At 49.8% G+C, this 25,343-nt stretch carries 21 protein-coding genes; 19 read left to right on the plus strand and 2 right to left on the minus strand.

Annotated elements, in window-relative coordinates; genetic code table 11:
• Window positions 1–44 precede the first annotated feature (44 nt).
• From EV202_RS09375 to EV202_RS09415, 9 genes are all read left to right on the plus strand, one after another.
• On the plus strand, window positions 45–1,073 hold the full coding sequence (locus tag EV202_RS09375) for a FecR family protein (protein WP_106069330.1): 1,029 nt from the start codon (window positions 45–47) through the stop codon (window positions 1,071–1,073).
• 99 nt (window positions 1,074–1,172) lie between these two features.
• Window positions 1,173–4,460: a TonB-dependent receptor gene (locus EV202_RS09380; protein ID WP_106069331.1), complete on the plus strand. Its 3,288-nt coding sequence runs from the start codon at window positions 1,173–1,175 to the stop codon at window positions 4,458–4,460.
• A 6-nt stretch (window positions 4,461–4,466) separates the two neighbouring features.
• Complete coding sequence (locus EV202_RS09385) at window positions 4,467–6,107, plus strand: RagB/SusD family nutrient uptake outer membrane protein (protein ID WP_125238187.1); 1,641 nt, start codon at window positions 4,467–4,469, stop codon at window positions 6,105–6,107.
• A 175-nt stretch (window positions 6,108–6,282) separates the two neighbouring features.
• The gene (locus EV202_RS09390; protein ID WP_131926890.1) at window positions 6,283–7,851 is read left to right on the plus strand and encodes a sulfatase-like hydrolase/transferase; all 1,569 of its coding nucleotides are present in this window, start codon (window positions 6,283–6,285) and stop codon (window positions 7,849–7,851) included.
• 326 nt (window positions 7,852–8,177) lie between these two features.
• Window positions 8,178–8,651, plus strand: coding sequence for an arginine repressor (gene argR / locus EV202_RS09395; RefSeq protein ID WP_125238189.1), 474 nt, complete (start codon window positions 8,178–8,180; stop codon window positions 8,649–8,651).
• 74 nt (window positions 8,652–8,725) lie between these two features.
• Window positions 8,726–9,283 carry a GNAT family N-acetyltransferase gene (locus EV202_RS09400; protein ID WP_106069335.1) on the plus strand — a complete coding sequence of 186 codons (558 nt, stop codon included), beginning with the start codon at window positions 8,726–8,728 and terminating at the stop codon, window positions 9,281–9,283.
• Window positions 9,284–9,297: 14 nt separating this feature from the next.
• Window positions 9,298–10,506 (plus strand): argininosuccinate synthase, encoded by a 1,209-nt coding sequence (locus EV202_RS09405; protein WP_131926891.1) that lies wholly within the window; start codon window positions 9,298–9,300, stop codon window positions 10,504–10,506.
• Between the two features lie 52 nt (window positions 10,507–10,558).
• On the plus strand, window positions 10,559–11,527 hold the full coding sequence (gene argC, locus EV202_RS09410) for an N-acetyl-gamma-glutamyl-phosphate reductase (RefSeq protein ID WP_131926892.1): 969 nt from the start codon (window positions 10,559–10,561) through the stop codon (window positions 11,525–11,527).
• A gap of 88 nt (window positions 11,528–11,615) precedes the next feature.
• Complete coding sequence (locus EV202_RS09415; protein WP_131926893.1) at window positions 11,616–12,740, plus strand: aspartate aminotransferase family protein; 1,125 nt, start codon at window positions 11,616–11,618, stop codon at window positions 12,738–12,740.
• Window positions 12,741–12,874: 134 nt separating this feature from the next.
• Here the strand turns inward: EV202_RS09415 and EV202_RS09420 are convergent, their stop codons facing one another.
• Window positions 12,875–13,153 (minus strand): helix-turn-helix domain-containing protein, encoded by a 279-nt coding sequence (locus tag EV202_RS09420; RefSeq protein WP_234878277.1) that lies wholly within the window; start codon window positions 13,151–13,153, stop codon window positions 12,875–12,877.
• 230 nt (window positions 13,154–13,383) lie between these two features.
• Window positions 13,384–13,824, minus strand: a complete 441-nt coding sequence (locus tag EV202_RS09425) for a DUF6078 family protein (protein ID WP_106069339.1) — start codon at window positions 13,822–13,824, stop codon at window positions 13,384–13,386.
• A gap of 209 nt (window positions 13,825–14,033) precedes the next feature.
• Between EV202_RS09425 and proC the strand changes: the two genes are divergently transcribed.
• The 10 genes from proC to EV202_RS09475 all read left to right on the plus strand — a co-directional run bounded on the left by proC (window position 14,034) and on the right by EV202_RS09475 (window position 25,343).
• Complete coding sequence (proC, locus tag EV202_RS09430) at window positions 14,034–14,807, plus strand: pyrroline-5-carboxylate reductase (protein WP_131926895.1); 774 nt, start codon at window positions 14,034–14,036, stop codon at window positions 14,805–14,807.
• Window positions 14,808–14,865: 58 nt separating this feature from the next.
• A complete protein-coding gene (locus tag EV202_RS09435; RefSeq protein WP_106069341.1) occupies window positions 14,866–16,665 on the plus strand; it encodes a sensor histidine kinase in 1,800 nt (599 codons plus the stop codon).
• 79 nt (window positions 16,666–16,744) lie between these two features.
• Window positions 16,745–17,299 carry a helix-turn-helix domain-containing protein gene (locus tag EV202_RS09440; RefSeq protein WP_106069342.1) on the plus strand — a complete coding sequence of 185 codons (555 nt, stop codon included), beginning with the start codon at window positions 16,745–16,747 and terminating at the stop codon, window positions 17,297–17,299.
• Window positions 17,300–17,362: 63 nt separating this feature from the next.
• The gene (locus tag EV202_RS09445) at window positions 17,363–19,030 is read left to right on the plus strand and encodes an AMP-binding protein (protein ID WP_131926896.1); all 1,668 of its coding nucleotides are present in this window, start codon (window positions 17,363–17,365) and stop codon (window positions 19,028–19,030) included.
• 16 nt (window positions 19,031–19,046) lie between these two features.
• The gene (locus EV202_RS09450) at window positions 19,047–20,291 is read left to right on the plus strand and encodes an acyloxyacyl hydrolase (RefSeq protein WP_131926897.1); all 1,245 of its coding nucleotides are present in this window, start codon (window positions 19,047–19,049) and stop codon (window positions 20,289–20,291) included.
• A gap of 432 nt (window positions 20,292–20,723) precedes the next feature.
• Window positions 20,724–21,380, plus strand: a complete 657-nt coding sequence (locus EV202_RS09455; RefSeq protein WP_131926898.1) for a PASTA domain-containing protein — start codon at window positions 20,724–20,726, stop codon at window positions 21,378–21,380.
• Between the two features lie 57 nt (window positions 21,381–21,437).
• Window positions 21,438–22,505 (plus strand): RluA family pseudouridine synthase, encoded by a 1,068-nt coding sequence (locus tag EV202_RS09460; protein WP_131926899.1) that lies wholly within the window; start codon window positions 21,438–21,440, stop codon window positions 22,503–22,505.
• The gene (locus EV202_RS09465) at window positions 22,502–23,476 is read left to right on the plus strand and encodes a D-alanine--D-alanine ligase (protein ID WP_131926900.1); all 975 of its coding nucleotides are present in this window, start codon (window positions 22,502–22,504) and stop codon (window positions 23,474–23,476) included. The genes EV202_RS09460 and EV202_RS09465 overlap by 4 nt, the downstream gene beginning before the upstream one ends.
• A gap of 24 nt (window positions 23,477–23,500) precedes the next feature.
• A complete protein-coding gene (locus EV202_RS09470; protein WP_131926901.1) occupies window positions 23,501–24,658 on the plus strand; it encodes an acyltransferase in 1,158 nt (385 codons plus the stop codon).
• Window position 24,659: 1 nt separating this feature from the next.
• Window positions 24,660–25,343: a NigD1/NigD2 family lipoprotein gene (locus EV202_RS09475; RefSeq protein ID WP_131926902.1), complete on the plus strand. Its 684-nt coding sequence runs from the start codon at window positions 24,660–24,662 to the stop codon at window positions 25,341–25,343.

Below are 25,343 nucleotides of genomic sequence, written 5' to 3' on the forward strand. Positions count from 1 at the left end.
GTGACGCAGCATCCGGATGTCTTCTATAATATATAATACGAAAAATGAATAACTACATACATAAGATAATAGACTTCTTCTTTCATCATGATGTCTCCGACGAAATGGCAACCCGGGTATATAGACGCATGGTTTCTCCTACAGAAGATAAAATGAGGGAAGAAGCCGTTGCACGTATCTGGAACAAATTGAACAATGCCTCCTGCCCCGAAGAGAAAATAGAGAAGGCTTTTCATCAGTTAGAGTCTTCTATCAAAGATGAAAAGCGAACAGAATCCGTGGCAGCACCCAAACGCAAGCAGATTCTGAGAAGGATCAGTCCGGTCAGGGTGGCTGCCTTTTGGACCATCCCCCTAATCATGGCATGCCTTTCTGCCTACTACTATTACTCTACCCAAAGCTATGTGGCACAAAAGCTGTCCGAAGTGACTTACGTGCAACATTATGCCGCCATAGGAACACGCAACGAAGTGCTTTTGCCCGACGGAAGTAAAGTGTGCCTCAATGCGGGAACATTATTGATTTATCCCTCCACATTCGCTTCTGAAGCCCGGAGTGTCTATCTCTCGGGAGAAGCATTTTTTGAGGTCGCAAAAGACAAAGAGCATCCTTTCACCGTCACGACCAATCATTTGACCCTGAAGGTGCTCGGCACCACATTCAACGTTTCTGCCTACCCTGACAACAATCAGGTAATGGCCACTTTAGAGACCGGAAAATTGCAGGTGAAAGTGAATGAACAACCGGCAGAATATTTTTTAGAGCCTAACGACCAATTAATCTATACACCCGCCACCGGAAAGATACAACGGCATAAGATCAACACCGCATTGTACTCCAATTGGAAGACGGGTGGACTCTTCTTCGGCAACACACCGTTCAGCGATGTATTGCATACACTGGAGCGTGTCTACGGAGTAAAATTCCAACTACACACGTCTGCTTACCAAAATCAAAGCCTGAGAGTTCATTTCAACAAGGACGAATCGTTAGAGCATGTACTTCAAATCATAAAGATATTGATTCCGGGCATAGAATATGAGATTGCGGACAAAAACATATACGTAAAGTGAGCCGTTAGCGTTTATTAACAAAATACTCTTAGGTGTAGTTTCTTCTCATGCGGTCTTTATAATGTACGTACACCTTTTTTGTTACTAAATCTAATTAAAATGAAGAAGAAATTAGTCAGAGTATTATGGACTATGGCATTGGCCTTAGTCGGCAGTTTCCCGGTCAATGCACAGAAAGTTTCCTTCAATGGAGAACGTCTGTCTTTAAAGCAAGCGTTTGAGAAAATCGAATCGGTTTCGAAGTATAAGATTGCTTATAACACCTCCCAATTAGACATCAACAGGCAGGTTGTTCTGAATCAAAAAGAGCAAGACGTATTACAGGTCTTATCTGATTTGCTGAAAGGGACCGATTATTCATATCAAGTGACGGACAACTATATCGTCATCACCCAGAAAGAGAAAAACCGAAAAATCAGAGGCAGCATTAAAGATTCGGCCGGAGAGCCCATCATCGGCGCCAACGTGATTCTGAAAGGAGATGCCACCATCGGAACCATCACAAACATAGATGGGAATTTCGATTTGTCTGTTCCGGCCGATGCCGTTCTGCAAATATCTTATGTCGGATACAATACGCTGGACGTTGCCGTGGGCAACCAATCCTCTCTTAACATTGTTCTGAAAGAAGATGCGGCAACGCTGGACGAAGTAGTGATTGTGGGATATGGTTCGCAAAAGAAAGTCAACGTAATCGGTTCCATTGCAGCGGTAGACAGCAAAGCACTGGAATCGCGTGCCGTGGCAGACGTCTCCAATATGCTGACCGGACAGATGTCGGGCGTAACCATTACGCAGGCCAACGGTAATCCGGGACAAGATGCCGGCACCATCCGCATCCGCGGTGTCGGCTCATTCGGAGCAACGCCCAACCCTTTAATCTTGGTGGATGGGCTTCCCGGCTCTTTAAGCGATTTGACACCGGCCGACATTGACAACATTTCGGTTTTGAAAGATGCCTCTTCTGCTGCCATTTATGGTTCACGCGCTGCAAACGGCGTCATTTTAGTCACAACCAAGAAAGGAAAGGAAGGTAAGGCTCACATTACCTACAATGGTTCGGTAGGTATGAGTCAGGCTACGGAGTTGCCCGAACTGGCCCATTCATATGAATACGCGGAATTTTATAATATGGCCACGCAAACCAATTCGTACACCCCCGAAATGATTCAAAAATATCGCGACGGGGCAGACCCTGACAACTATGCAGACGAAAGGTATCTCGAAGACCTATTGGGAGGGCATGCACTGCAAACCAAGCACGAATTGAGCGTCAGCGGCGGTACGGAAAAAGTACAATACATGGCATCGCTGGGCTACTTGCGCCAAAACGGTTTGCTGGCTCGCAACTATTATAACCGCTATAACGGGCGTGTCAACCTAAGCGCAGAATTGACAAAGAACTTAAGACTGCAAATCCACTTGAGCGGAATGGCTTCCGACCGTCACGAGCCGTCTACTCCGGGCATCTTGGACAACGGAGGATTTAAAGGTATCATATCCAATGCTGTCCGTTTTCCGGGCTTAACCCCGACTTATCTACAGAATGGCGAAATAGGCTTAGGCCCTAAACTGCAAGGAACACCTGTGGCATGGATGAATTGCGCATCGACATACAGTGAAGATTATGATAAGTTTACAAACAACATCGAACTGTCGTATCAACCGATAAGCGGCCTGAGACTGAAAGTAATCGGAGGTTATAACTATACGTTGGGACATGTCCGCCATTATCGTTGCGACATGGTTCTCACCGGTGGAAAGAGCACTGGCCCTTCGACATTGAACGATGAAATGGCACGCACGGTCTATAAGACCTTTCAGGCCGTGGCCGATTATGAAAAGACCTTAGGCAAGCACAACGTTGCCGCATTGGTGGGATATACATGGGAAGACGAGGGACAGCGTAACTTGTCGGGAACCCGTAACAATTTCCCTTCTGATGACGTGCCTTTCTTAAATGCCGGTGGAGCAGACGGACAGACCAATCAGGGTGGAGGTTATGATTGGGCTTTGCAATCCATATTCGGCCGTTTGACTTACAACTACGACCAACGTTATTTATTTGAAACCACCATGCGCTATGACGGCTCTTCCCGTTTCCCGACAAACAGCAAGTACGGTTTCTTCCCTTCTGTGGCTGCCGGATGGCGCATTTCAGAAGAACAATTCTGGAAAGAGAACGAGCACTTGGCTTTTATCAACAACCTGAAGCTGAAAGCCTCTTATGGCGTATTGGGTAATAACAACATCGGAAACTATCCCTATCAGTCTGTCTACGCATTAAGTCAGGCACAGAACTATGTATTTGGCGGTGTCTATACACAAGGAGCAGCCGTCACCACTTACGTTGACCCTACTCTGAAATGGGAGCGTACCCGCACGGCCGACATCGGCATTGAAACATCTTTCTTCAACAACAAACTGACATTCAATGCATCGTATTTCTACCGAAAAACCACAGATGTATTATACAAACCAGCCGCAAGCTACTCTTCCATTTTCGGCTTGAGTGTTTCTCAAGTGAATACCGGTGAGCTGGAGAATAAAGGTTGGGAGTTTGAAATTGGACATCAAAACACAATTGGTAAGTTCCGTTATCATATCAACGGCAATTTCTCCATCATCAAGAATAAAGTGCTGACATTGGGAATGGGAAATGTTACCCAGAACAATGGCATGATAGGTAATGGCAACGACTTGTTCATCGGCTATCCGATGCAGATGTTTTATGGTTACAAGACAGACGGCGTTTTCCTCACGAATGATGAAGTAAAAGACTGGCACGACCAAAGCGCGATAGCCAAAGGCTCTAAAGCCGGAGACATCCGCTACGTTGACACCACCGGAGACGGTAAGGTTACGCCGGACGATAAAGTATTCTTAGGTTCCCGTATTCCTAAATACACTTTCGGCCTGAACTTTGGCGGAGAGTATAAGGGCTTCGACCTTAGCGTATTGCTTCAAGGAGTTGCCAAAGTACAAGGCATGCTGTCTGTCTATGCAGGCCACGCTTTCTATCAGGAAGGAAATATCCAGAAATGGCAAATGGAGAATTGTTGGAATGTGCAGCAAGACAACCGTTACCCTGAATATCCCCGATTGGAAGTCATGTCTAATGCCGGCAGCAACAATACTTTGACTTCGGACTTTTGGGTATTGGATGCTTCCTACTTAAAAGTACGCAATGTTTCGTTAGGCTATACATTGCCCATCCAAACAGCAAAAAAGCTGAGAACAAACGGCATACGTTTCTATCTGTCGATGGACAATCCTTTCACTTTCAAGAGCTATCGTAAAGGATGGGATCCTGAAAATACGGACAACGACGGGCAATACTATCCTACTATGTCGACTTATACCATGGGATTAATATTAAAATTCTAATGCTTTATGAAAAGATTTATATATATAGTTCTTACAGTTTTCTCTGCTTCATTTTCATTTCAGGCATGTGATTTGGAGCGCTATCCTTTAACAGATTTGTCGGAAGATAAATTCTGGAATGATGATAAAAATGCCGAATTGGCGTTGACGTCCTTATACAGAGGCAGTATTACAAACGGAGTGGAATTTAATGTCTCCGATTTCTGGTCATATCACGGCTTGCTGTTTATGGAGCACTTGACGGACAATGCCTACGACCGTCGCGGCGAGAACAATCCGTTCTTCAGCATATCCAGCGGCAAGTTACTGAACAATAACGCTTTTATCAAGAACTATTGGTCCTCGGCCTACAAGCGCATAGGCTTGTGCAATCGCTTCCTCGAAGGTATTGCCACCGCTCCCGACTCGGAACGAAAAACACGGATGATTGCCGAAGCCCGCTTCCTGCGTGCCACTCAATATCATTATTTGGCAAGCTATTTCAAAGATGTACCATTAGTAACCAGGACATTGAGCGGTGAGGAAGCGAATACGGTTACGAAAGAAACACAGGCCAATATTTTGTCTTGGTGTATGACCGAATTCAAGGAAGCAGCTGCAAATCTTCCACGCTTTAAAGACATTCCCAACAGTCAAACAGGCCGTGCCTGCAAACAAGCCGCTTTGGCTTTTCTGGGCAGAACCTGCATGCTCAAGCAAAATTGGGCAGAGGGTGCTGCCGCATATAAAGAAATAATCAGTTATGGCGACAACTCGATCCATCCGACCTACAAGGAACTTTTCATGCCAGAAACCGGAGTAGGCAATCAAGAAAACATCTTCTATATCTCTTATCTGGAAAACTACTTTGGTTGCGGCGTCCCCCAACATATCTTGTCTGCCAAAGATGGCGGATGGAGTTTGTCCAACCCATCGGCGGGGCTATTCGAGTCTTATGAGTTCAAAGACGGAACTCCGTTCAGCTATGACGACCCGCGCTACGACCCCAAAAGTTTAGGTAAAGACCGTGACCCACGCTTGGACTATACTATTTATTACAACGGAGCAACTTTCATGGGAACGGAATATCGCATGCATCCGGACTATGAAGCGTCAAAAAAAGAACGGTTGGATTATTCTTCCGAAGCATCCAGAACAGGCTTTATGTGGCGCAAATATTTCGATGGGAATCCTATCAACGATTTAAAGAGCTATAGTGCCGTGACTCCCGTCATCAGATATGCAGAAGTATTGCTAAGCTATCTGGAATGTATGATCGAAAGCGGACAGGCCATCGAACAGTCTTTATTGAATGCAACCATTAATCTTGTGCGCGGACGTGCCGACGTAAAGATGCCGCCAATTACAGAAACGAACCCGGATAAATTGCGTGAGTTGGTTCGTCGGGAACGTCGTATCGAATTGGCCTACGAAGGTATAAGATATTGGGATTTGCTACGCTGGAATATAGCTCACGAGGTGCTTCTCGGCGAGGTATGGGGTGCTCCTTATCCTAATTCTAAAACCTATGCGTCCTCCAGTAAGTTTATAGACCCGACAGGCCATTTCCGTTGGTATGTAGGAAGGCGGGATTTTCGCAATCCTCAAGATTACAGATGGCCCGTTCCATTGTCTGAACAAAATATAAATCCTAACTTGCGCGAATAATTCCAATCATCAAGGAGGTGCGTCAAAAAAAAGACGCCTGCAACATAATAAGGAGCAGAATTGCCCGGTATTCATACGATTCTGTAAATGAATATAGTGAGTGCTGTGTGATTCTGCACCTGAAAAAAGGATTATAAAGATGTATTGTAAAACCTATCCGACAAAAACAGAGCTTATGAGAAACCGACATTTAGCATTCATCGTTCTTACGCCGATATTATGTTCTGCCTTGCCTACAGAGGGGAAAAACATAAAAAGGAACAAGACAACCAATCGGGAAAAGCCCAATGTAATCATTATTTTGGCCGATGACTTAGGCTACGGAGATTTGGAATGTTATGGCGCAAAAAATGTGCAAACTCCTAATGTCAATCGTTTGGCCGGCCGGGGCATTCGCTTCATCAATGCACATGCCATAGCTGCCACCAGCACCCCTTCACGTTATTCCATATTGACGGGCGAATACGCCTGGCGCCGTCCCGACACGGACGTAGCCGCCGGAAATGCCGGAATGATTATCCGCCCCGAACAATATACGATGGCAGATATGTTCAAGAATGCCGGATATACCACTTGCGCCATCGGCAAATGGCATTTAGGGCTGGGCGACAAAACGGCCCAGCAAGACTGGAATGCTCCGCTCCCTGCCGCCTTAGGAGATTTGGGATTCGATTACCACTACATCATGGCAGCAACTGCCGACCGCGTCCCATGCGTATTTATAGAGAACGGGAAAGTAGCAAACCATGACCCTTCTGCCCCTATTGAGGTGAGCTACACACAAAACTTCGCGGGAGAGCCTACGGGAGCCCGAAATCCGGAGTTGCTTTATAATCTGAAACCGAGCCACGGACATGATATGGCCATTGTAAACGGCATCAGCCGCATCGGTTTCATGAAAGGTGGCGGCAAAGCTCTTTGGAAAGATGAAAACATAGCAGACTCCATCACGAGCCATGCCATAGAGTTCATAAGGAAACATCAAAACGAACCGTTCTTTATGTACTTTGCCACCAACGACATTCATGTCCCCCGCTTTCCGCACGAGCGATTCCGAGGCAAAAGCCCGATGGGGCTGCGTGGAGATGCCATCGTTCAGTTCGACTGGTCTGTGGGGCAACTAATGAACACGCTGGACAAACTCGGTTTGACAGAAAACACACTAATCATCCTGTCGAGCGATAACGGTCCTGTAGTAGACGATGGTTATGACGATAAAGCGGAAGAGTTATTGAACGGGCATACACCTTCCGGTCCGTGGAGAGGGAATAAGTACAGCGCATTTGAAGGAGGCACTGCTGTTCCCACCATTGTGCATTGGCCTAAAAAAATAAAAGAAAGCAGTGAATCGGATGTACTGATGTCACAGATCGACTGGATGGCCTCTTTAGGCGCTTTGGTAAATGCCGTTTTTCCCCAAGGCAGCGCATCCGACAGCCATAACCGCATCGGCAACCTGCTGGGAACAGACAACACCGACCGTCCCTGGATAGTGGAGCTTGCCGCCAATCATGTATTGTCCGTTCGCACCAAAGAGTGGAAATACATCGAACCAAACGATGGTCCTGCCATGATACAGTGGGGGCCGAAGATTGAAACCGGCAATGCAAGCATTCCGCAACTTTACGATATGAGAAAGGACATGAATGAGCGTGTCAATGTGGCATCACAATATCCGGACGTTGTGTATGACATGCAGAATATTCTTCGAAGAGTACGCAATAAGACAATAAAGATAAAATAGTCGAGATTAAAGCAAAAGACTGCCCGTTATTGTGAAATTTTGCCTAATGACGGGCAGTCTTCCCCATCCCATCTATTCCCACTCTTTTTATATTCCTTTCTTTAGCCCCCTCTTCCTCCAATAGAAAAAACCGCAATAGCTTCCTGACCGGATAAAACAGGCAACGTTGCGTACCGGATTAATCGGCCAAATGCGGGCGACATAAAGAAACCTTTTTCTACGAACAAGCATAAAGAATAAAAATACCACAAATTTTAGTCGTTTTTGTATATTATATCTCAAAAAATCGCTACTTTTGCGGCATTCTCAGAATAATTATACAAAACATGAAGAAAAAAGCAAGTAGGTTAGAGGCCATCAAAATGATTATTTCAAGCAAAGAACTCAGTTCACAAGAAGAATTGTTGTCTGCTTTGGAAAAGGAAGGTTTTGAGTTGACGCAAGCCACCTTGTCACGCGATTTGAAGCAGCTGAAAGTTGCAAAAGCAGCAAACATGAACGGGAAGTATGTATATGTATTGCCCAACAACATCATGTATAAACGCCTCAATGAGCAAAGTACCAGTGAGATGCTTATGACGAGCGGTTTCATCTCGCTTCAGTTCTCCGGCAATATCGCCGTCATCCGCACCCGCCCCGGATATGCCAGCAGCATGGCCTACGACATCGACAACCGCGAATGCCCCGCCATCTTGGGAACCATTGCCGGAGACGATACTATTATGCTGGTGCTACACGAAGCAGCATCGCACGACGAGGTGCTCGGCTTTCTGTCTCAAATCATTCCGAACATCCAATAACATATATAATGAAAAAGCAAAATGAAAGGATAAGAGGTGTTCTCTTGTTCTTCATCTCTAATCAATGAATAGAAATGGATTCGAAACAAATCGATGTAATGGTGGCAGATGCCTCACATGAAATTTACGTGGACAAGATACTGGAGACCATCCGCGAAGCAGCCAAGGTGCGCGGAACAGGCATCGCAGAGCGTACACACGAATACGTAGCCACCAAGATGAGGGAAGGAAAAGCCATCATTGCTTTGTGTGGCGAGGAGTTCGCCGGCTTCACCTATATAGAAAGTTGGGGAAACAAACAATACGTGGCAACCTCGGGTTTGATAGTGCATCCCGATTACCGGGGATTAGGACTGGCCAAACGCATCAAGACGGCCTCTTTCCGTCTGGCACGCCTGCGATGGCCCAATGCCAAGGTATTCAGCCTCACCAGCGGGGCGGCCGTGATGAAGATGAATACCGAACTGGGCTACGTTCCCGTCACCTTCAACGAGCTGACGGATGACGACGCCTTTTGGAAAGGTTGCGAAGGTTGCATCAACCACGATATATTAATGGCTAAGGAGCGTAAATTCTGCATCTGCACGGCAATGCTTTACGACCCGAAGCAACACGAAGACGATAAAATCTAAAAAACGCCAAAGATATGGAAGCAAAAAAGAAGAAAGTAGTAGTGGCGTTCAGCGGCGGTCTGGACACCTCGTTCACGGTGATGTATCTTGCCAAAGAGAAAGGGTACGAGGTTTACGCGGCTTGCGCCGACACCGGAGGTTTCAGTACCGAACAACTGAAGACCAACGAAGAGAATGCCTATAAGCTGGGGGCAAAAGCATACGTCACCCTCGACGTGACGCGGGAGTATTACGACAAGAGCCTGAAGTACATGGTATTCGGCAACGTGCTGCGCAACGGCACATATCCCATCTCCGTAAGTTCCGAACGCATCTTCCAGGCACTTGCCATTGCCCGCTATGCCAACGAGATAGGAGCAGATGCCATTGCCCACGGCTCTACGGGGGCAGGCAACGACCAGATTCGTTTCGACATGACCTTTCTGGTTATGGCGCCGGGCGTGGAAATCATCACACTGACGCGTGACATGGCCCTGAGCCGTCAGGAAGAGATTGATTACCTGAACAAGCATGGCTTTGAAGCCGACTTCGCCAAACTGAAATACTCGTATAACGTAGGGCTGTGGGGCACAAGCATCTGTGGTGGCGAGATTCTGGATTCCGCCCAAGGATTGCCCGAAAGCGCCTACCTGAAGCACTGCCGGAAAGAAGGCAGCGAACAGTTGCGCCTCACCTTTAAGAAAGGAGAGTTGAAGGCCGTGAACGGCGAGACCTTCGACGACCCCATCCAAGCCATCCGGAAAGTAGAAGAGACAGGTGCCGCTTACGGCATCGGGCGAGACATGCACGTGGGCGACACGATTATAGGCATCAAGGGACGTGTGGGCTTCGAGGCTGCCGCCGCTATACTGATTATCGGCGCTCACCGTTTCCTCGAAAAATATACATTGAGCAAATGGCAGCAGTACTGGAAAGACCAAGTGGCCAACTGGTACGGCATGTTCCTGCACGAAAGCCAGTATCTGGAGCCGGTGATGCGCGACATCGAGGCCCTGCTGGAGTCTTCGCAACGCAACGTGAACGGTACGGCCATTCTGGAGCTGCGCCCGTTGAGTTTCTCGACCGTAGGCGTGGAAAGCAAGGACGACCTTGTGAAGACCAAATTCGGAGAATACGGAGAGATGCAGAAAGGCTGGACGGCGGAAGACGCCAAGGGCTTTATTAAAGTAACCTCTACCCCGCTGCGTGTTTATTATGCCAACCACAAGGACGAAGAAATTTAGTCGGCAGGAGATTGGATAAAATATATAACCTAAAAGCAATGATATTGACAATATGATTAAAGTAGGAATTATCGGCGGAGCAGGATATACGGCAGGCGAACTGATACGCCTGCTCATCAACCACCCGGAAGCGGAAATCGTCTTCGTCAACAGTTCGAGCAACGCCGGAAACAAAATCACCGACGTGCACGAAGGCCTGTACGGTGAAACGGATTTGGAGTTTACCGACCGCCTTCCGCTGGACGAAATCGACGTGCTCTTCTTTTGTACCGCACACGGCGACACAAAGAAATTTCTGGAGAGCCACAACCTTCCGGAAGAGCTGAAGATTATCGACCTCTCCATGGACTACCGCATCGCTTCGCCCGAACACGACTTCATCTATGGTCTGCCTGAATTGAACCGACGTGCCACCTGCACGGCAAAGCACGTTGCCAATCCTGGCTGTTTTGCCACTTGCATCCAGTTGGGACTGCTGCCTCTGGCAAAGCACCTGATGCTGAACGACGACATTACGGTGAATGCCATCACCGGAAGCACGGGGGCAGGCGTAAAGCCGGGCGCAACGAGCCACTTCAGTTGGCGCAACAACAACCTGAGTGTATACAAGGCCTTTGAGCATCAGCACATGCCCGAAATCAAGCAGTCGCTCAAGCAGTTGCAAAACAGCTTCAACTCGGAAATCGACTTCATCCCCTATCGCGGCGACTTCCCTCGCGGCATCTTCGCCACCATCGTAGTGAAGACCAAAGTGGCGTTGGAAGAAATCGTACGCATGTACGAGGAGTATTATGCCAAAGACTCTTTCACGCACATCGTGGAGAAGAACATCGACCTGAAGCAGGTGGTGAACACCAACAAGTGCCTCATCCACTTGGAGAAGCACGGAAACAAGCTGCTCATCATCTCTTGCATAGACAACCTGCTGAAAGGTGCCAGCGGACAGGCTGTGCACAATATGAACCTGATGTTCAATCTGGAAGAGACGGTGGGACTTAAGCTGAAGCCGAGTGCATTTTAAAAAGCCTCTCTTCCCGCAGGAAAGGGAAGGAGGGTAAGGAAAACTATATTTAATCACATAAAACGATGGTAACTTACCTCTTTAGCTTATGAATTTATTCGATGTATATCCCCTTTTTGACATCCATATCGTCAAAGGAAAAGGTTGCTGTGTATGGGACGAGAATGGAACGGAATATCTCGACCTCTATGGCGGCCATGCTGTCATTTCCATCGGCCACGCCCACCCGCATTATGTAGAGATGATAAGCAGGCAAGTGGCGACACTGGGATTTTATTCCAATTCCGTCGTCAACAAATTGCAGCAACAGGTGGCCGAACGGTTAGGAAAGGCCTGCGGCTACGACGACTATTCCTTATTCCTCATCAACAGCGGCGCCGAGGCCAACGAGAATGCCCTGAAGCTTTCTTCTTTCCACAACGGACGGACGCGCGTGGTTTCCTTCAAGAAGGCTTTCCACGGGCGCACCTCGCTGGCGGTGGAGGCCACCGACAATCCTAAAATCATTGCCCCCATCAACGAGTGCGGACACGTGACCTACCTGCCTTTGAACGACATCGAAGCCATGAAGGCGGAACTGGCGAAAGGCGATGTCTGTGCCGTCATCATCGAAGGCATTCAGGGAGTGGGCGGCATACAACTGCCCACCGGCGAGTTTATGCGTGCCCTGCGCAGGGCTTGCACCGAGCACAACACGGTGCTGATTCTCGATGAGATACAGAGTGGATACGGACGTAGCGGCAAGTTCTTCGCCCACCAACATCACGGCATCAAGGCCGACATCATCACCGTGGCCAAAGGCATCGGCAACGGTTTCCCGATGGCAGGCGTACTCATCAGCCCCATGTTCGCTCCTATCCACGGACAGCTTGGCACGACTTTCGGCGGCAACCATCTGGCTTGCAGCGCCGCACTTGCCGTACTGGACGTGATGGAGCAGGAAAGCCTTGTGGAGAATGCCGCCAAGGTAGGCGCTTATTTGCAGCAAGAGCTGAAGAAGATGCCGCAAATCAAGGACGTGCGCGGCTTGGGCCTGATGATTGGGCTGGAATTCGAAACTCCCATCAAGGAGTTGCGGCTGAGACTCTTGAAAGAGCAACACGTGTTTACCGGTGTCAGCGGCACGAACGTGATTCGCCTGCTTCCGCCCCTCTGCCTCAGCCTGAAAGAGGCGGATATATTCCTCGAACGTCTCAGGAGAGTGTTGGAATAAAAGAGAGTAGCGACAAATACAACATACAAAGAGAAGGAGATGTGAATGTTTTGAACACATCTCCTTTTTTCAGGCATAAAGTATCTTCATAACTTCTTTCAGGCACGGAAGTATACGGAATTCTTCGGCTTCATTCATAATGTCGGCTTAAGTTCTACGTTCAAGCCTAAGGCATTTACTATCCTGTAAAAAGTCGCCACACTCGGAACTGTAATCCCTTTTTCTATTCGTGAGATGTATGATTTGTCAGTTCCGATACGTTTAGCCAACTCTTCTTGTGTCAAACGTGCATTTTTACGAGCGTCAAGCAGTATCTGACCGGTATAGAAAGCGTATGCTTCTTCATCGAATTCAGCACATTTTCCGAGATGGAACAAAAAAAGGAAACGATGGGCTGTTGTTGCTTCATAAATGCAAACCAAAACAAAGCCGCATTATAAGGTTTTATATGCCGATTCGGAATAAAAAACGCCCCATTTCATACCCCCTATCTTTCCCCTTATATAGTGAAGCCACTTCCCAATACGACTGAAGCCACCTCACTCGTATTGGGAAGTGGCTTCAGTCGTATTGGGAAGTATAGTCTCACAGTAACGAAGAGGGGTGAAACTTTTGGTCAAGCCCTCGTGGAAAGCATGAAACTTCAATCTTTCCAATCGTATTCCTCCGTATAACGGTCGTATACGGGTTTCCCGTCCGTACCGCTGCGGGCAAAGAGGTCGGCTATCATCTTCTGCTCTTCAACGTATAGAGGGCGTTCCTGATGCAAGATGCGATAGTAAGTGGGTTTGGAGAAAGATTGGCGAATTTTGCTTAACAAACCGGTGGCAATGCCGTAGGGAACCTCGTTGCACAAAGCAGAAATGCCCCATGCCAAGCGCACCTTATCCGCCGAGCGCAAATGAGGACACATGCCCGCCGGCTTCGGATAGGCCACGGGGTTGACACAACGGAGCACGACGGGCTCTTTCGGGGCATGGAGAGCCGCAAGGCGATGCAGGCAGTTGTCACCGTGCCGGCAGTCGGCGTTGAAGCAGTGAACATAGTTTTCGGGAACAAGGCTGTAATCAAAATCAGTATTCATAAGTGCTTTATTTCAAAAAAACATTCCAATGACAGGACAAAGATAGGCATTATTCCTTTAACAGCTTACTTTTTTCACTCTCATCCACTGCTCCGCAATGTATAAATCACTATATTTGCTGTCAAAACAACGCACTTAGAGTCTGTTTTGAGAGCCTTAAATAAGTTTCCCCAATAAAGCCTAAACAGATTCTCAGAAAAGAAACGAATATGAAAGTAGCGATTATCGGAGCCGGAAACATGGGCGGAGCCATCGCCCGAGGCATGGCAAAGGGCAGCATCGTCCCTGCCGGAAACATCACCGTGGCAGACCCCTCGCAAGAGAAATTAGACAAATTGCAGGTGGAGCACGCTTCCCTGCACGTGACAACCGGCAACCGTGAAGCCGCGGACAAGGCCGACATGATAATTCTTGCCGTGAAGCCGTGGCTGGCGGAGCCCGTGATAAAGGAACTGCAAATAGCATCGGACGCCCTTTTCGTATCCGTGGCGGCAGGCATCACGTGCGAACAGCTGGCAGAATACATCGGGAACGACCGGCAGACACTGTTCCGCCTCATCCCCAACACCGCCATCAGCGAGATGCAGAGCATGACGCTCATCAGCAGCCATAACGCCTCCGCCGAACAAGAACAGTTGATGCTGGACATCTTCAACGAGATGGGGCTGGCCATGCTGCTGCCCGAAGAGAAGATGGCCGCCGCCACCGCCATGACTTCCTGCGGCATCGCCTACGTGCTGAAATATATTCAGGCAGCCATGCAGGCAGGCATCGAGCTGGGCATCTATCCCAAAGACGGCATGAAGATGGTGGCACAGTCGGTGAAAGGCGCGGCAGAGCTGATACTGAACAACGACACGCACCCCGGCGCGGAAATAGACAAAGTGTGCACGCCCGGCGGCATCACCATACGGGGCCTCAACGAGCTGGAGCACGAAGGGTTCGCATCGGCCGTGATAAAAGCAATCAAGAAGAGTAGCTGACAAAGCCTGTTCAAAACAATATTCCTCACAACTTATAACAGTTTAAATATCAACTCAAATGGATTTGAATCTTGCGGATATAAAAGAAGAGGTGCTCGAATTTATCATTGAAGGGGCACAAACCGAGGTTCGCATTCTGACTGTGGCTGATAACCGATTATACATTTACAAAGAAAAAACATTCGTCCCCGACGAATTGGATTTTCAAACAACTATCACGCTTATACATCCGGAAGATGCCCCCGGCTATGTGCAAATGTTCAACGATATTTCAACGGGCAAGATACATAAAAACCGGAAAGATTTCAGAATAAGAAGCGGTGATGGAAGTTTTCGCCTCCACCGCATTCACTGCATGCGCCACGCAGACCATCTGGGTAAAACGGACTACATCCTCTGCACCCAACGCGATATAACCGCCCATGCAAGGAAGGCTGAGAGGAATACGGAATTGGCCAATTATACCAATCATGCCCACCTGATAAACCAAAGCTGCGGCATCACCCTCTGGCGCTACAATCCATATACGCGCATCTTCCACAACATCGACCCCTATCTCGATGAATACGAGCCGGACATGACAGCCGAACAGCTATTGCAATTCACCCACCCCGACGACAAAGAGACAGTGAGCAAATACCTTGAACGCAGCGAAGCCCTTTGCACACAGATGCAGCAGTTTCATTGCAGCTGTGCATGGGAAAACGGCATGGATTATCACTACTACAAATTCATCCAGATTCCTCTCTTCGACGAAGAAGGCAAACTGAAGGAATACGGCATTGCCCGCATAGACGAAACAGAGAAGGCACAGACCGAACAAATGCTCCGCATCTCGCAAAAAGTGGGCAGAGTAGGCTCATGGAGCATAGACTATCACACAGGCAAATGTGTGTATTCCGAAGAGCTGAAACGACTATTGGAAGTAAATGAATACACCCCGGACTTCAGTATCCACAACCACGTACACGCAGACGACAAAGCCGAATTTGAGCGCATCATAGCCGAAAACAAGGTGCAGGGAACCGATTACTCCTTCATCATGCGATTCAACACGACAACCGGGCAGGTGAAATGGATGGAGTTCCGAGGCACAGCCATCAAAAACATAGAAGACAAGGTAGTGGGCTACTACGGCACACTGACCGACGTGACCGACATCTATCTGGCCCGACTGAAAGCCGAGGAGAGCGACCGGCTGAAGACGGCTTTCCTTGCCAACATGAGCCATGAGATACGCACACCGCTCAATGCCATTGTGGGATTCAGCGACATACTGGCCACGGAAGAGGTAAGCCCGGAAGATAAAAAATCGTTTGGAAATATAATCCGGTCGAACAACGAACAATTACTCATGCTGATCAATGATATTCTCGACCTCAGCAATCTGGAATCAGGCAGTGTCAAGTTCGTAAAGACCTCTTTCGATGTGGAAGAACTGATGAACGAAATCTATGCCTCCTACCATCCCAAGTTTAAAGAACTGCCCATCAAGCTCGTCTACACACCGAGAGGCAAACAAATCACGATGTACCAAGACCGCCAACGCCTGACGGCCGTATTGACCAACTTCGTGAACAACGCCATCAAATACACCGACGAAGGCACCATCACCATCGGCTATCAGGAAGAAGCCGAAGGAGTGAAGTTTACAGTAACCGACACCGGAACGGGCATACCGAACGAGTTGTTGGACAAGATTTTCGACCGATTCGAGAAGTTGGGCTCTTTGGTGAAAGGCACGGGCTTGGGGTTGAGCATCTGCAAGACACTTGCCGACTGTATGCATGGAAAGATAGGCGTAGAATCTGCCCCCGGCAAAGGCAGTACCTTCTGGTTCTGGCTGGGACTGAAATAAAATCTACCGCCACAAAGGTTATATAAACGGCAAAATGGTTACCTTTGCCGATATACAGTAAAGAAAATACATCTACATAATGGACGAACAGATTAAACAAATAGCCGAACGTCTGCGCGGACTGCGCGACGTACTGGAGTTGACCATCGAAGACATTGCCCGCGACTGCGACATCTCCGCCGAAGAATACAGCCTTGCCGAAACCGGCGACCATGACATCTCCGTCAGCATGCTGCAAAAGATTGCCCGCCGCTACGGTGTGGCATTGGACGCCTTGATGTTTGGCGAAGAGCCCAAGATGACCTCCTACTTCCTGACACGTGCCGGAAAAGGAACCAGCATCGAACGCACCAAAGCCTATAAGTATCAATCGCTGGCCGCCGGCTTCATCAATCGCAATGCCGACCCGTTCATCGTCACTGTGGAGCCGAAGCCCGACGACGTGCCGATGCACTTCAACAGCCATCCCGGTCAGGAGTTCAACCTTGTGCTCGAAGGACGCATGATGCTCTGCATCGACGGCAAAGAACTGATACTGAACGAGGGGGACAGCCTGTACTTCAACTCCAAGCTGCCCCACGGCATGAAAGCGCTGGACGGGAAAACCGTGCGCTTCCTTGCAGTCATCATGTAGAAATACAATCCTATGTAACCGGCACATCTGCCATACATTAATATACGTTAGCACATCAGCAACATGTTAGAAAGATTTTTATCGCAAACCTCTTTTTCTTCGCAAGAAGATTTCATCAAGAACTTAAAAATAAATGTGCCGGAGAACTTCAACTTCGGCTACGACATAGTAGACGCCTGGGCTGCCGAAGAGCCCTGCAAGAAGGCCCTGCTCTGGACCAATGACCAAGGCGAACACCGACAATACACCTACGCCGACCTCAAGACGGAAACCGACCGCACCGCCGCTTACTTCCAAAGCCTCGGCATAGGCCACGGCGACATGGTGATGCTCATACTGAAACGGCGCGTGGAGTTCTGGTTCAGCATCATCGCCTTGCACAAACTGGGTGCGGTGGCCATCCCCGCCACTCACCTGCTGACGAAGAAAGACATCGTCTACCGATGCAATGCCGCCGACATCAAAATGATAGTTTGTGCCGGCGAAGAGGTTATCATCAAGCACATTGCAGATGCCATGCCGCAATCGCCCAGTCTGAAGACACTGATAAGCATTGGCCCCGACATGCCCTCAGGCTTCGAAGACTTCCACAAAGGGGTGGAAGCCGCTCCCGCATTCATCCGCCCGGCGCATGCCAACAGCAACGAGGACACCTCACTGATGTACTTCACCAGCGGAACAACAGGTAATCCGAAGATGGTGGCACACGATTTCACTTATCCGTTAGGGCACATCGTCACCGCCGGATTCTGGCACAACCTGCACCGCGACAGCCTGCACCTCACCATTGCCGATACCGGCTGGGGAAAAGCCGTCTGGGGAAAACTGTACGGACAGATGATTGCCGGTGCCAACATTTTTGTCTACGACCACGAGAAATTCACGCCTGCCGACATACTGGGCAAGATACACGACTACCGCATCACCTCGCTCTGCGCACCGCCCACCATCTATCGCTTCCTCATCAAAGAAGACATCACCCGATATGACCTCTCGTCCTTGGAATACTGCACCACCGCCGGCGAGGCGCTCAACTATTCGGTCTACGAAACGCTCAAGAAGGTCACCGGCATACGCCTGATGGAGGGATTCGGACAGACAGAAACCACGCTTACCCTCGGCACTTTCCCGTGGATGGAGCCGAAGCCGGGCAGCATGGGCGTGCCCAATCCGCAATACGACATCGACCTGTTGACTCCTGACGGCCGCCCGGCCGAAGACGGCGAACAGGGTCAGATTGTTATCCGTACCGACAAAGGGAAGCCCATAGGACTGTTCAAAGAGTATTACCGCGCCCCCGAACTGACGGAAGAGGCATGGCACGACGGCATCTACTACACGGGCGACGTGGCATGGCGCGACGAAGACGGTTACTACTGGTTTGTGGGGCGTGCCGACGATGTCATCAAGAGCAGTGGCTACCGCATCGGCCCGTTCGAGGTGGAGAGTGCACTGATGACCCACCCCGCCGTGGTGGAATGTGCCATCACCGGAGTGCCCGACGAGATACGCGGACAGGTGGTGAAAGCAACCGTCGTATTGTCCAAAGAGTATAAGAAGCAGGCGAGCGAAGCGCTCGTCAAAGAGTTGCAAGACCATGTGAAGAGAGTGACTGCTCCGTATAAATATCCGCGCGTCATCGAGTTTGTAGACGAACTGCCCAAGACCATCAGCGGCAAAATCCGTCGCGTGGAAATCAGGAAGAACGATGAAAAACAACCTCTCCCTTAAAACGACAGCCCGATATATGGAAAAAGATAAACGAACATGGAAGCTGCTGCCCCTTATCATAGGGGCGACGCTCCTCTGGTTCGGCACGCTATATGCACAGACAAAGGCTGCCGATGATTATCCGCACAACGTCTCGGACACGACTTCGTTTGCAAAACGATTCATCCACAGACTGGAAGTGGAAGGGCGGGCAGGCTATATCTTCCCGACCAACGCTTTCTTGAAGGGAGAAAACAGCCTGATGAGGAGAATGGAAACAGCTTATGCCGGTCATCTGAAGTATGCCTTTCAGCTTCGTCCTCACACCACTGCCTCGAAAGCTTATATCGATGCCTACCAAGGCATCGGCTTAGGCTACTTCAACTTCGGCAACCGTCAAGAATTGGGCAATCCGCTTGCCCTCTACCTGTTTCAAGGCGGAAGCATCGCCCGGTTCTCTCGCCGCCTGTCGCTCAACTACGAGTGGAACTTCGGCGCATCGTGGGGCTGGAAACCTTACGACGAGACAAGCAACCCTTATAATAAGATAATGGGTTCTCCCGCCAACGCCTACCTCAATGTGAACCTCTATCTGAACTGGGCGCTCTCTCCCCTGTTGGACTTCACGCTGGGAGCTGCCGGAAACCACTTTTCCAACGGAAACACCCGATACCCCAATTCCGGTTTGAACACGATAGACTGCAAGATAGGCCTGATATATAATTTCAATCGCAAGGCCGATGAAACGGCAGGTTTACGGACACATCCGGCTGTGCCCCCTTTCCCCCGCCATGTCAGCTACGACCTGACTCTGTTCGGCTCGTGGAGGAAGAAAGCCGTGAATGTCCCCGGCGGACAAGTGCCTGCTCCCGACACCTATCCCGTGTTTGGCTTCGGCCTTGCACCGATGTACAACTTCGGCTACAAGTTCCGTGCGGGCGTTTCGTTGGACGGCGTATATGACGGCAGTGCCAACATCCGGGCCAATGAAAACTCCCAGGAATTTCTCACTCCGACGGTTGACAAACGATTGGCCTTGGGTTTGTCTGCACGCGGCGAGTTTGTGATGCCTTATTTCACCGTGGGCATCGGTCTCGGCGCCAATGTGCTGCATGGCGGCGGCGACATGAATACCTTCTACCAGATACTGGCCCTGAAGATAGACGTATGGCGCAACTCCTACCTGCACATAGGCTACAGCCTCAGCGAATTTCACGACCCGAACTACCTGATGCTGGGTATCGGCTATCGCTTCAATAACAAACGTCCGAAGCTGTTCTGACCCAACCCGCCCGCTCCTGCCGCAAGCAGGAACCGGTCGCAGCCATCCACCGGCACATCGGGCAACAGCGCTGAGAAGCTTCGAGTCAGGAATCCCAAACTGCATACGGGCTGTTTCCTGCCGTTACCGGACAGCCCTCAAACAGAGCTGAAACAAGTTCTTTGCACCTTGTTTGCCAGACACCGGTCTCTGTCGTGACAGACACTTGTGCCTGACATGACAAAGACTTGTGCCTGTCGTCTTGAACACTTGTGCCTGTCACGTCAAACACAGGCGTTTGACAAACACGCCTTTTCCCGCCCTCAGACACTTCTCTTCATCCTGCTTCGGAAGCGGGAGAAAGACGACTGAAAAAACAAAAACTTACAGTTTCTCCGTGTAGTATGTGTCTAAAGTTGTATCTTTGCCCCGGATAATGTACAACAATAGCTTATGACTATCAAAGAATTTTTCTCTTTCCGGCAAAACAAAAACTTTTGGGTGAATATCATCGCAATGGTTGTTGCCATAATTGTCGTGCTGTTCGGAGTTCTGAAAGGACTGGATATATATACGCATCATGGCGATGCCGTGGTTGTGCCCAATGTGAAAGGCATGGGAGTGGCAGAAGCGGAAAAGATGTTCCGCAACCGGGGACTGAACTGTGTTGTCTCTGATTCCAACTATGTGAAGACAATGCCTGCCGGGTGTATCCTCGACTACAATCCGGCCGCCGGACACAAGGTAAAGGAAGGCCGCATCATTTATCTCACCATCAACTCCTTGAACATACCCCTGCAAAGCGTTCCGGACGTGGCGGACAACAGCTCGCTGCGACAGGCGGAGGCACGCTTGCTGGCTGTGGGCTTCAAACTGGCCGAGATACAGTATGTGCCCGGAGAGAAGGATTGGGTATATGGCGTGAAGTACAAAGACCGCCAACTGGCAACCGGAGAGAAAGTTCCTGTGGGTGCCGCCTTGACGCTGATGGTAGGCGGAGGCGAAGAACTTCCGCAAGAAACGGATTCGCTGGAAACAGAGTCGACCGGAACCGACGCCAAGCCTGTGACATCATCCGATAAGTCGGCAACAGACGAATCTTGGTTCTGACGAAGATGGACACCCCTGAAGCGCCAATTGCAAACAGTCGATATAGCAAATGCACAGATGATAGAACTGCCTGACGACATAGAGAATGATGAGTTGGACGATATAGAACCCGTGGGCGACGAGGCGCAACTCTACGAACACTTCCGCGTAGTGGTGGATAGGGGACAAGAGATGATGCGTGTGGACAAGTACCTTTTCGACCGACTGACCAATGCCTCGCGCAACCGCATACAGAAAGCCGCCGATGCCGGTTTCGTGATGGCCAACGGCAGACCCGTGAAGAGCAGCTACAAAGTGAAGCCGCAGGACGTAATCACCGTGGTGATGGACCGCCCGCGCTACGAAAACGAAGTCATCCCCGAAGACATCCCCCTCGACATCGTCTACGAAGACAAATACCTCATGGTGGTGAACAAGCCCGCCGGACTGGTGGTACACCCCGGACACGGCAACTATCGCGGCACCCTTGTCAATGCCATTGCCTGGCACATGAAAGATACCCCCGATTATGACGCCAACGACCCGCACGTGGGGCTGGTGCACCGCATCGACAAGGACACCTCCGGACTGCTGGTGATAGCCAAGACGCCGGACACGAAGACCGACCTCGGCAATCAGTTCTTCCACAAGACCACCAAGCGTCGCTATCGTGCACTGGTATGGGGGAATGTGGAACAAGACGAAGGTACCATCGAAGGAAACATAGGACGAAATCCCAAAGACCGCATGCAGATGGCCGTCCTTCCCGACGACCAAGGCAAACACGCTGTGACTCACTACAGAGTATTGGAGCGTCTGGGCTACGTCACTCTGCTGGAGTGCATCCTTGAAACGGGGCGCACCCATCAAATCCGTGTGCACATGAAGCACATCGGCCACATCCTCTTCAATGACGAACGCTACGGCGGTCATGAAATCCTGCGAGGAACTCATTTTGCCAAATACAAACAATTTGTAAATAATTGCTTCGACACTTGTCCGCGGCAGGCGTTGCACGCCATGACATTAGGTTTTGTACATCCCGCCACCGGAGAAGAGATGAACTTCAGCTCCGAACTGCCCGACGACATGGTCCGGCTGATAGATAAATGGAGAAGCTACATCAGTAACAGAGATTTAGAATGAAACGTACCATTGCTATTGTAGCAGGAGGTGATACCTCCGAATTTCAGGTGTCCCTGCGCAGTGCGCAAGGAATTTATTCCTTCATCGACAAGGAGAAATATATACTTTACATCGTGCAGATGCACGGCCGCGACTGGCATGTCCGGCTGCCCGACGGTACAACAGCGCCCATAGACCGTAATGACTTCAGTTTCCTGCTGAACGGCAAGAAGGTGGTGTTCGATTTCGCCTATATCACCATTCACGGCACTCCGGGCGAGGACGGACGTTTGCAAGGCTATTTCGACATGCTGCGCATCCCCTACTCCTGCTGCGGCGTGCTGGCGGCCTCCCTCACTTACGATAAGTTTGCCTGCAACCAGTATCTCAAGTCGTTTGGGGTGCGCATTGCCGAATCGTTGCTGCTGCGCAAGGGGCAGACGATTTCCGACGAAGACGTCATCGAGAAAATAGGCCTGCCTTGTTTCATCAAGCCCGGCTTGGGAGGCAGCAGTTTCGGCGTAACCAAAGTAAAGACCCGCGAGCAGATACAACCGGCCATTGCCAAAGCATTTGAAGAGGCGCAGGAAGTGTTGGTGGAGGCCTTCATGGAGGGGATGGAGCTGACCTGCGGTTGCTACAAAACGAAAGAAAAGAGCGTGGTATTCCCCCTGACGGAAGTGGTGTCGCACAACGAGTACTTCGATTATGAAGCCAAATACAACGGCGAATCCGATGAGATTACCCCCGCCCGCGTCTCGGACGAATTGCGCGACCGCGTGCAGCAACTCACCTCCGCCATATACGATATACTGAATGCCCAAGGAATCATCCGCGTGGACTACATCATCACGGCCGGCGAGAAGATAAACCTGCTGGAAGTGAACACCACACCCGGCATGACAGCTACCAGCTTCATCCCGCAACAAGTGCGTGCCGCCGGACTGGATATAAAGGATGTAATGACAGATATTATAGAAAATGCATTTTAGCGGTAACACTAATCCCCGATTATTATGAACGCGAACGTAGAATTTGATGAAATCCGTCCTTATCACGACGAAGAGCTTCCGCAGATTTATGAGGAGCTGATTGCCGATGCGGCATTCCGCGAAGCTGTTTCAATGGTTATGCCCGGCGTCCCTTTCGAACTGCTTGCCCGGCAGATGCGTGCCTGCAAAACAAAACTGGAGTTTCAGAAGACCTTCTGCTATCCCCTTCTACAGAAATTAATCAAGGAGGCCACGGACGGAGTGACGCTCGACCACACCTCATTGCCGGACGAGGGAAAGAATTTCACCTACATCTCCAATCACCGCGACATTATACTCGACTCCGGCTTCCTCTCCGTTTTGCTGATAGACTGGGGACTGGACACTCCCGAAATAGCCATCGGGGATAATCTGCTCATCTATCCGTGGATAAAGAAGCTGGTACGCGTCAATAAGTCGTTCATCGTGCAGCGCGGGCTGCCCATGCGCCAGATGTTGGAATCATCCATGCGCCTGTCGGCCTACATGCATTTTGCCATCAACCGGAAGAAACAGTCCATCTGGATTGCCCAGCGCGAAGGACGGGCCAAGGATTCTGACGACCGCACGCAAGACAGCGTACTGAAGATGCTCGCCATGAGCGGCGAAGGCTCCGTCGTCGACCGATTGATGGAGATGAATATTGCACCGATTGCCCTCTCCTACGAATATGACCCGTGCGACTACCTGAAAGCATGGGAGTTTCAACTGAAGCGCGACAATCCGGAATACAAGAAGTCTACCGCCGACGACCTGCTGAACATGAAGACCGGTCTCTTCGGCTATAAAGGACACGTACACTTCCAAACCGGAACCTGCATCAACGACGAGCTGTGCAAGATGGACGGCACGCTGCCCAAGACGGAACTCTTCGCCCGCATATCGGCATTGATAGACAAGCGCATCCATTCCAATTACAAGATTTATCCGAACAACTACGTGGCGCACGACCTTCTTGAAGGCAACGACAACTTCACATCGCACTATACGCCGGAAGACCGCCAACGTTTCCTCACCTATCTGGAGCAACAGTTGGCACGAATCGAGATAGAGGGCAAAGACGAGAACTTCCTGCGCGAAAAGATGTTGTCGATGTATGCCAATCCGTTGAAGAACCATTTGGCGGCAACAAAAGAGCAGTGATATGAAGAAGCTTTATTATGTATGGCTCCTATCCGTACTGGCCTGCCTGCCGGTGGCTTGCGGCAGTGAAGAGGAGCACTGCTACCCGTCTGTAAAATCAGAGTTCCTGACCGGATTTTCGGGAGCCGATGGTACTTTGCAGTCCGTGGTGACGGACGAAGGAAAGACTTATCAGATAGTGGAAAACGCAACAAAGACCACCATCCCTGCCGATTCACTCGTTCGTATGGTAGGCAGCTATGCCGAAACGAAAGGCATTGATGGCACTGCCGGAGTGAAGCTGTATAGCTGGATCACTGCCGTATCTCCACTTCCGGTGCCACCCCACCGATTCAAGGAGGGAGTAAAGACAGATCCTGCCAATGTGCAAAGCATATGGTCGGGTCTCGGCTACATCAATATCGTATTGACCGTCAAGATGCAGAAGGCTCTCCACCTTTTCCACTTTATTGAAGATAAAGTACACATAGATACAGAAACCGGTCGATGTGATGTTTTCTTGAGGCTCTATCACGATGCAAAGAACGATGTGCAGGCTTTCACGAAACGCGCCTATCTCTCCGTACCTCTGCATCGCTATGCCGCAACAAAAGGCGTGAAGCAAGTAACCGTACATTTTACTCTGAACACAACCTCCGGAGAATTAAAGACCTACAACCTTGATTATATCCCATCTAACATATAA

Source organism: Prevotella heparinolytica (assembly GCF_004342845.1).
In the GTDB taxonomy this organism is placed as follows: domain Bacteria; phylum Bacteroidota; class Bacteroidia; order Bacteroidales; family Bacteroidaceae; genus Bacteroides; species Bacteroides heparinolyticus.